At 57.4% G+C, this 7377-nt stretch carries 7 protein-coding genes; all 7 read left to right on the top strand.

Features of this window, described 5'->3' with window-relative positions; translation table 11 throughout:
- Positions 1-365 precede the first annotated feature (365 nt).
- The 7 genes from rpmH (at position 366) to rsmG (ending at position 7364) form a co-directional block, all read left to right on the top strand.
- Entirely contained in the window at positions 366-500 is a 135-nt protein-coding gene (gene rpmH / locus PCOSP_RS29260; RefSeq protein WP_003213577.1) for a 50S ribosomal protein L34, read from the top strand.
- A gap of 16 nt (positions 501-516) precedes the next feature.
- Positions 517-918 (top strand): ribonuclease P protein component, encoded by a 402-nt coding sequence (gene rnpA / locus PCOSP_RS29255; RefSeq protein WP_041023039.1) that lies wholly within the window; start codon positions 517-519, stop codon positions 916-918.
- Positions 911-1156, top strand: coding sequence for a membrane protein insertion efficiency factor YidD (gene yidD, locus PCOSP_RS29250; protein WP_010465488.1), 246 nt, complete (start codon positions 911-913; stop codon positions 1154-1156). The genes rnpA and yidD overlap by 8 nt, the downstream gene beginning before the upstream one ends.
- A 2-nt stretch (positions 1157-1158) precedes the next feature.
- Positions 1159-2841 (top strand): membrane protein insertase YidC, encoded by a 1683-nt coding sequence (gene yidC / locus PCOSP_RS29245; RefSeq protein WP_139641407.1) that lies wholly within the window; start codon positions 1159-1161, stop codon positions 2839-2841.
- 79 nt (positions 2842-2920) lie between these two features.
- The gene (gene mnmE, locus PCOSP_RS29240) at positions 2921-4291 is read left to right on the top strand and encodes a tRNA uridine-5-carboxymethylaminomethyl(34) synthesis GTPase MnmE (protein WP_464710025.1); all 1371 of its coding nucleotides are present in this window, start codon (positions 2921-2923) and stop codon (positions 4289-4291) included.
- Between the two features lie 539 nt (positions 4292-4830).
- Positions 4831-6723: a tRNA uridine-5-carboxymethylaminomethyl(34) synthesis enzyme MnmG gene (mnmG, locus tag PCOSP_RS29235; RefSeq protein ID WP_464710024.1), complete on the top strand. Its 1893-nt coding sequence runs from the start codon at positions 4831-4833 to the stop codon at positions 6721-6723.
- A 5-nt stretch (positions 6724-6728) separates the two neighbouring features.
- Positions 6729-7364 (top strand): 16S rRNA (guanine(527)-N(7))-methyltransferase RsmG, encoded by a 636-nt coding sequence (rsmG, locus tag PCOSP_RS29230; RefSeq protein WP_175362313.1) that lies wholly within the window; start codon positions 6729-6731, stop codon positions 7362-7364.
- Positions 7365-7377: the final 13 nt, after the last annotated feature.

Genomic DNA, 7377 nt, shown 5'->3' with positions numbered 1-7377 from the left:
GGTGGATAAGCGCGCTGTGGATAACTCACCTTTCCACACACAGCTTATCCGACTGCGCAGCACAGGCTGGACACTGCTTTCCCCTGTAGTTGTCATTCTCTGTACATGGCGATTTACAAGGGCTTGACCAGGTTATCCACAGACAGATGGCTGCCTAGCCTTTATAAGCTTCACAGAAAAGCTTTAAATAATTCCCTTCTTTATTTCTATATCTGGCGCTGTGTGATCAACGGCCGGCAGCCTGAACATCTATTTAAAGGAAACGTTGGTTGGAAATTGACCTATGGACTTGCTTTCTCTAGAATCCCCGGTCTCTTAAAACGGGGGCCATTCCGGCCCGTTGTGGACGAACCAGGTAACACGACATGAAACGTACTTTCCAACCAAGCACTATCAAACGCGCTCGTACCCACGGTTTCCGTGCTCGCATGGCTACCAAGAACGGTCGTGCCGTCCTGTCGCGTCGTCGCGCCAAAGGTCGTGCGCGTCTGGCAGTTTGATAATCCGGCACTGGAGGTGAGTCAGGACTTCAGTCGGGAAAAGCGTCTGCTTACACCCCGGCATTTCAAGGCAGTCTTTGACTCCCCTACCGGCAAGGTTCCGGGGAAAAATCTCCTGCTCCTTGCGCGCAGCAACGATCTCGATCACCCCCGCCTAGGGCTGGTTATCGGGAAAAAGAGCGTCAAGCTCTCCGTGCAGCGCAATCGCCTCAAACGTCTGATGCGCGAATCGTTCCGCCTGAACCAGGATTCACTGGTCGGATGGGACATTGTTATCGTCGCGCGCAAAGGTTTGGGGGACGTAGAAAACCCTGAACTGATTCAGCATTTCGGCAAGCTCTGGAAACGTCTGGCTCGCAACAAGCCAGCATCACCAGTCAACACCGAAACTGCAGGGGTAGACAGTCCCGATGCGTAAACTGGCACTCGTTCCGATCCAGTTTTACCGCTATGCCATTAGTCCTCTGATGGCCAGTCACTGTCGTTTCTACCCCAGCTGCTCCTGCTACGCGTACGAAGCCATAGAAAATCATGGCCTTCTGCGCGGTGGCTGGCTGACCTTTCGTCGTTTAGGTCGCTGTCATCCGTGGAATCCCGGCGGTTATGACCCGGTTCCGCCTATCCCTACCTCCCGTTCTTCTTCGATGGCCGAGTAATCATGGATATCAAACGCACGATCCTGATCGTCGCCCTGGCAATCGTGTCTTACGTCATGGTTCTTAAATGGAACCAGGACTATGGCCAGGCTGCCCTGCCGACTCAGAATGTTGCAGCCAGCAATACTGCACCGAGCCTGCCGGACACTGCTTCCGGTAACAACGCTGCCAGCAGTGACGACATTCCACGCGCGGCAAGCGATACCAGTGCTCCCGCCGAAGCCCCTGTGGCTGCAAGCAAAGATCTGATCCAGATCAAGACCGACGTGCTCCAGTTGGCAATCGATCCACAGGGTGGTGACGTCGCCCAACTGACGCTGCCGCTTTATCCACGCCGCCAGGATCATCCGGACATTCCGTTCCAGCTGTTCGATAACGGTAACGAGCGGACTTATCTGGCCCAGAGCGGCCTGATCGGCACCAATGGCCCGGATGCCAGTCCGGCCGGTCGTCCGGTGTACGCTTCGGAGAAGAAAAGTTATCAACTGGCTGACGGTCAGGACCAATTGGTCGTGGACCTGAAGTTCAGCAAGGATGGCGTCAACTACATCAAGCGTTTCACGCTGAAACGTGGCCTGTATGACGTAGTCGTGTCCTACCTGATCGACAACCAGAGTGCACAGCCCTGGTCCGGTGCGATGTTCGCGCAGTTGAAACGTGATGCCAGCGCCGATCCTTCCTCCAGCACCGCCACCGGCACCGCGACTTACCTGGGCGCCGCCCTGTGGACAAGTTCCGAGCCGTACAAGAAAGTGTCCATGAAAGACATGGACAAGGCGCAGCTCAAGGAAACCGTCCAAGGTGGCTGGGTTGCCTGGTTGCAGCACTATTTTGTAACCGCCTGGATCCCGCAAAAGGGCGAAAGCAACATCGTCCAGACCCGCAAGGACAGCAAAGGCAACTACATCATCGGCTATACCGGTCCTGCATTGACCGCTGCGCCGGGTGCCAAGGCTGAAACCAGCGCTACGTTGTATGCCGGTCCAAAAAGCCAGGCCGTACTGAAGCAGTTGTCCCCAGGTCTGGAATTGACCGTGGACTATGGTTTCCTGTGGTTCATTGCCCAGCCGATCTTCTGGCTGCTGCAACATATCCACAGCATCGTCGGTAACTGGGGCTGGTCGATCATCTTCCTGACCATGCTGATCAAGGGGTTGTTCTTCCCATTGTCGGCCGCCAGCTACAAGTCCATGGCTCGCATGCGCGCCGTGGCACCGAAACTGGCCGCTCTGAAAGAGCAACATGGCGATGACCGGCAGAAAATGTCCCAGGCCATGATGGAGCTGTACAAGAAAGAGAAGATCAACCCGCTGGGTGGTTGCTTGCCGATTCTCGTACAGATGCCTGTGTTCCTGTCGCTGTACTGGGTTCTGCTGGAAAGCGTGGAGATGCGCCAGGCGCCCTTCATGCTGTGGATTACCGACCTGTCGATCAAGGATCCGTTCTTCATCCTGCCGATCATCATGGGCGCCACCATGTTCATCCAGCAGCAGCTGAACCCGACACCTCCGGACCCTATGCAGGCGAAGGTCATGAAGATGATGCCGATCATCTTCACCTTCTTCTTCCTGTGGTTCCCGGCCGGTCTGGTGCTGTACTGGGTTGTGAACAACGTGTTGTCCATTACTCAACAGTGGTACATCACGCGTAAGATCGAATCGGCTACGAAGAAAGCCGAGGCGTAACTTGCACTGTGGATAACCACACAAAACGCCCCCTAGTGGGGCGTTTTGCTATCTGTCACTTTTGTCTGGATACCGGTTTATGAGCACACCTCGTGAAACCATCGCCGCCGTTGCCACCGCCCAAGGTCGCGGTGGTGTCGGCATCGTCCGCATTTCGGGACCACTGGCCAGTGTCGCGGCCAAGGCCATCAGCGGTCGTGAGCTCAAGCCACGGTTTGCTCATTACGGCCCATTCTTCAGTGACGACCAGCAGGTGCTCGACGAAGGCCTCGCGCTGTATTTCCCGGGACCGAATTCATTCACCGGTGAAGATGTGCTGGAACTGCAGGGGCACGGCGGACCCATCGTGCTGGACATGCTGCTCAAGCGTTGCCTTGAACTGGGTTGTCGCCTGGCCCGGCCGGGCGAATTCAGTGAACGGGCCTTCCTCAACGACAAACTCGACCTGGCTCAGGCCGAAGCGATTGCCGACCTCATCGAGGCCAGTTCGGCACAGGCTGCGCGCAATGCCCTGCGTTCCTTGCAAGGCGCGTTCTCCCAACGCGTGCATGGCCTGACCGAACAACTGATCGGCCTGCGCATCTACGTCGAGGCAGCCATCGATTTTCCCGAAGAAGAAATCGACTTCCTCGCCGATGGCCATGTACTGAGCCTGCTCGACAAAGTGCGAGAGGAGTTATCCACAGTGCTGCGGGAAGCGGGACAAGGGGCCTTGTTGCGCGACGGTATGACCGTGGTGATCGCCGGGCGACCGAACGCCGGCAAATCCAGCCTCCTCAACGCCCTCGCAGGCCGTGAGGCGGCGATTGTCACGGAGATCGCCGGCACGACCCGGGACATCTTGCGTGAACATATCCACATCGACGGCATGCCCTTGCACGTTGTGGATACCGCCGGGTTGCGCGATACCGATGACCAAGTAGAAAAGATTGGCGTTGAGCGGGCGCTGAAGGCCATTGGCGAGGCCGATCGTGTGTTGCTGGTGGTCGATGCGACGGCACCGGAAGCGGATGATCCTTTCGCGTTGTGGCCCGAGTTTCTCGAAGTGCGCCCGGATCCGGCGAAAGTCACGTTGATCCGTAACAAAGCCGACCTGACTGGCGAAGCAATAGCGCTTGAGGTCAGCGCTGACGGTCACGTGACCATCAGTCTGAGCGCAAAGGCCGCGGGACAGGGGCTTGAACTGCTGCGTGAACACCTCAAGGCCTGCATGGGCTACGAGCAAACCTCGGAAAGCAGCTTCAGCGCCCGGCGTCGTCACCTTGAAGCCTTGCGCCATGCCAGCGCCGCCCTGGAACACGGTCGTGCTCAGCTGACGCTGGCGGGTGCCGGAGAATTACTGGCCGAAGATTTGCGCCAGGCTCAGCAGTTCCTGGGAGAAATCACCGGTGCCTTCAGCTCCGATGACTTGTTGGGCCGGATTTTCTCCAGCTTCTGCATCGGTAAGTAAGTCCTTCCCTCAAAACGGGCTGCACATCGCGTTCCCTGCGGCCCGGCTTCTCTTCTTGTCTTCCCTCGATTGCCCTTCATGGCGGCTTGCCCATGGGCGGATATGCGTTCCGCTTGTGGATTAAGCCCTGTGGGTAACTGACGTTGAGCTCAGTTGATAAACCCCCTTGGAAATTGAAGATAACCTGCTCTGTGGATAACCACTCACTTAATCCACAGGCTTACACCGGTTATCCAAACCCCTCAGCGCCAGATGACCACAGAGTTCAAGATCTCTGTACACATTGAAAATAAAGGCCTACAGAGTTTTATCCACAGAAAGGGTGGGCAGTAAGAATAACCATAAAAACAAAGGTTTTATAAATTTCTCTCTTTTTTATTTTTTTAACCGCGAGTTCTCCACAGCTGGTTAAATTTTGTGCAAAGGGTTCTTTAGGAAAGGGGAAGTCCCTATACTTGCCGACCTGGTCCAGAAAACGTTTGGGCCAGACTCATAACCTATTTCCGAATTACCTGAATTAAGCAGGCACGAGGTGCGTGGTGGATTTCCCTTCCCGTTTTGAAGTGATCGTCATCGGCGGCGGTCATGCCGGTACCGAGGCAGCACTTGCATCAGCACGCATGGGTGTAAAGACCCTGCTGTTGACGCATAACGTGGAAACCCTCGGTGCCATGAGCTGCAACCCAGCCATCGGTGGCATCGGCAAGAGCCATCTGGTCAAGGAAATCGACGCCCTCGGCGGTGCGATGGCCATGGCTACCGATAAAGGTGGTATCCAGTTTCGCGTATTGAACAGCCGCAAAGGCCCCGCCGTACGAGCCACTCGCGCCCAGGCCGACCGGGTCTTGTACAAGGCGGCTGTCCGCGAAATCCTGGAGAACCAGCCGAACCTGTGGATATTTCAACAAGCGGCCGATGACCTGATCGTCGAACAAGACCAGGTCCACGGTGTTGTCACCCAGATGGGCCTGCGTTTCTTTGCCGATTCCGTGGTATTGACCACCGGAACCTTCCTCGGTGGACTTATCCACATCGGAATGCAGAACTATTCCGGCGGCCGCGCGGGCGATCCGCCGTCGATTGCCTTGGCTCAACGTCTGCGTGAATTGCCGCTGCGTGTAGGTCGCTTGAAAACCGGTACGCCGCCGCGAATTGACGGTCGGTCTGTGGATTTCTCGGTCATGACCGAACAACCGGGTGATACGCCAATCCCGGTGATGTCGTTCATGGGCTCGAAAGAACAGCATCCGCAACAGGTGAGCTGCTGGATTACCCACACCAATGCCCGCACCCACGAGATCATTGCCGCCAACCTGGATCGCTCGCCGATGTATTCAGGCGTGATCGAAGGCGTCGGCCCACGTTATTGCCCGTCGATCGAAGACAAGATCCATCGCTTTGCCGACAAGGAAAGCCACCAGGTCTTCATCGAACCGGAAGGCCTGACGACCCACGAGCTTTACCCCAACGGGATCTCGACGTCCCTGCCGTTCGACGTGCAACTGCAGATCGTGCAGTCGATCCGCGGCATGGAAAACGCGCACATCGTTCGTCCGGGCTACGCCATCGAATACGACTACTTCGATCCCCGTGACCTGAAGTACAGCCTGGAAACCAAGGTCATCGGCGGCCTGTTCTTTGCCGGGCAGATAAACGGCACCACCGGCTACGAAGAAGCCGGTGCCCAGGGTTTGCTGGCCGGGACCAACGCGGCGTTGCGTGCCCAGGGCAAGGACAGCTGGTGCCCGCGTCGCGACGAAGCGTACATCGGTGTGTTGGTGGACGATCTGATCACCCTGGGCACCCAGGAACCGTATCGGATGTTTACGTCCCGCGCGGAATATCGCCTGATCCTGCGCGAAGACAACGCCGATCTGCGCCTGACCGAGAAAGGCCGCGAGCTGGGACTGGTGGATGACGTGCGTTGGGCCGCGTTCTGCAAGAAACGCGAAGGTATCGAACTGGAAGAACAACGGCTGAAAAGCACCTGGGTTCGTCCCGGTACCGAGCAGGGCGATGCCATCGCGGCGAAGTTCGGCACGCCGCTGACACACGAATACAACCTGCTCAACCTCTTGAGTCGGCCGGAAATCGATTACGCCGGGCTGGTGGAAGTGACCGGCCAGGGCGCGGACGATCCACAGGTCGCCGAACAAGTCGAGATCAAGACCAAGTATGCCGGCTACATCGACCGCCAGCAGGACGAAATCGCCCGTCTGCGCGCCAGCGAGGACACCAAGCTGCCTGTGGATATCGATTACACGGTCATTTCCGGCCTGTCGAAGGAAATCCAGAGCAAGCTCGGCACAACCCGGCCGGAAACCCTGGGGCAGGCGTCGCGCATCCCTGGCGTAACCCCGGCGGCGATTTCCCTGTTGATGATTCATTTGAAAAAACGCGGCGCGGGCCGTCAGTTGGAGCAAAGCGCTTGAGTTCGATGGTCACCTCGCAACACGCCGATGAGTTATCCACAGGTGCCCGTCAACTCGGGGTCAGCCTGAGCGAAGCCCAGCATGCGCAACTGCTGGGTTATCTGGCGTTGTTGATCAAATGGAACAAGGCCTACAACCTGACTGCCGTGCGCGATCCGGACGAAATGGTATCTAGGCATCTGCTGGACAGTCTCAGCGTGATGTCTTTCATCGAAAACGGTCGCTGGCTCGATGTGGGCAGCGGCGGTGGCATGCCCGGCATCCCGCTGGCGATCCTGTTTCCGGACTCGCAAGTGACCTGCCTGGACAGCAACGGCAAGAAAACCCGCTTCCTGACCCAGGTCAAACTCGAGCTCAAGCTGGATAACCTGCAAGTTATCCACAGCCGGGTCGAAGCGTTCCAACCTGCACAGCCGTTCAACGGGATCATCTCCCGGGCCTTCAGCAGCATGGAGAATTTCAGCAACTGGACGCGCCACCTGGGCGATGTCGAAACACGCTGGCTGGCAATGAAGGGCGTCCATCCGGCCGATGAGCTGGTAGCATTGCCGTCGGATTTCCACCTCGATAGCGAACACGCCCTGGCCGTACCCGGTTGCCAAGGCCAACGCCATCTGCTGATACTGCGCCGCACGGCATGATTGGGAACACAAG

The sequence above is a fragment of the Pseudomonas sp. MAFF 730105 genome, from assembly GCF_055380705.1.
Note: the sequence above shows the minus strand (reverse complement) of the source record. Positions and strands in the feature narration are given on the sequence as shown.